Annotated in this window: 1 protein-coding gene and 1 pseudogene; one reads left to right on the top strand and one right to left on the bottom strand. The window is 67.2% G+C overall.

All coding sequences use genetic code 11. From position 1 onward, the window contains the following. The coding region (locus RT567_RS16845; protein ID WP_313577337.1) for a methyl-accepting chemotaxis protein at nt 1–968 on the bottom strand (968 nt) is incomplete at its 3' end. 260 nt (nt 969–1,228) lie between these two features. Between RT567_RS16845 and fliI the strand changes: the two are divergent. Beyond that, nucleotides 1,229–1,421: pseudogene (gene fliI / locus RT567_RS16840) on the top strand (flagellum-specific ATP synthase FliI); the annotation flags it as partial.

Below are 1,421 nucleotides of genomic sequence, written 5' to 3'. Positions count from 1 at the left end.
GCCGAACGCTGGGCCAGCGCCCGCACCTCGGAGGCGACCACGGCGAAACCGCGCCCGCTGTCGCCCGCCCGCGCGGCCTCGCCCCCCGCATTGAGGGCCAGGAGATTGGTCTGGAAAGCAATTTCGTCGATCACGCCGACGATGTCGCTGATCTCGGACGAGCGGCGGCTGATGCCGTCCATGGCGGCGACCGCGCGGCGCATCACCTCGCCCGAGCGACCCGCTTCGGTATGAGCCTTTGAAGCCACCGACGCCGCCTGCCGCGCGCCCTCGGCGCTGCGCTGAACAGTGGCTGTGATCTGATCCAGCGCCGCCGCCGTTTCTTCCAGCGACGCCGCCTGTTGTTCCGTGCGGCGTGACAGGTCGTCGGACGCCTGGCTGATCTCGTCCGAGCCGCCGCGCAGCGTCGTCACCGCCGCCCGCACCTGCTCCAACACCGTCCTGAGACTAGCCACCGCGCCGTTGAAGTCCACCTTCACGGCCTGATGGGCGCCCTCCATTTCCTGTTCGATGGCCGCCCTCAGATCGCCGTCCGACAGACGTGAAAGCTGTTCGGCCAAGGCGCCGACTAGCTGGGCCTGCGCCGCCTCGGCCGCCATGCGCGCCTGCTCCGCCCGCTGCGACGCCTGTTCTGCTTCGGTGATGTCGACCGCCAGCTTGACCACCTTCAGCGGCCGCCCGGCGTCATCCAGCACAGGGTTGTAGGACGCCTCCAGCCAGACCTCGCGCCCGCCCTTGGCCATGCGGCGGAACTTGCGGGCGACGAAGCGGCCCTCGTTCAACTCGCGCCAGAAGGCGGCGTAGTCCGGCGTCGACGCCTCGGCCGGGTCCATGAACATCCGGTGATGCTGGCCCCGGATTTCATCCATGCCGTAGCCCATGGTCTGCAGCAGATTGTCGTTGGCGTCGCGGATCGTCCCATCCAGGTCGAACTCGATCACCGCCTGGGACCGTCCGATCGCCGCCATGCGGCGGTCCAGTTCCTCGAGCCGCTCTCGATCCGCAGCCTGCTTTAACCGACGACTTCCACTGAACATCCGAACCGCTCCCCTTCAGAATAACGGCCATGGATTAGACAAGCCTGCCGATAACAACGGCGCTCCAAAGGTTTCATTTTCGTTATTCACACCTATAGGTTGTGTAAAATAGCCCAACTTCATCGCCCGTTAACTATGATGCGGCATGAGCGTATGGATCGGCTGCGCCTCTTGCGGCCCAGGGGCCGTCTTTGCGCAATCTCGTCGCCGCCGTCGAAGCGATCGACCCGCTGGTCGTCACCGGCAAGGTGGCAGGCGTCAGCGGCCTGCTGATCGAGTCGCGCGGCGGCCTGTCCCGTCTGGCCGTCGGCGCCCGCGCCGAGATCGAGCGACGCGGCCAAGCCCCCCTGCCCGCCGAGGTCGTCGGCTTCCGCGAGGCCAAGG

Origin of the sequence: Brevundimonas sp. (assembly GCF_032107865.1) — a bacterium.
In the GTDB taxonomy this organism is placed as follows: domain Bacteria; phylum Pseudomonadota; class Alphaproteobacteria; order Caulobacterales; family Caulobacteraceae; genus Brevundimonas.
Note: the sequence above shows the minus strand (reverse complement) of the source record. Positions and strands in the feature narration are given on the sequence as shown.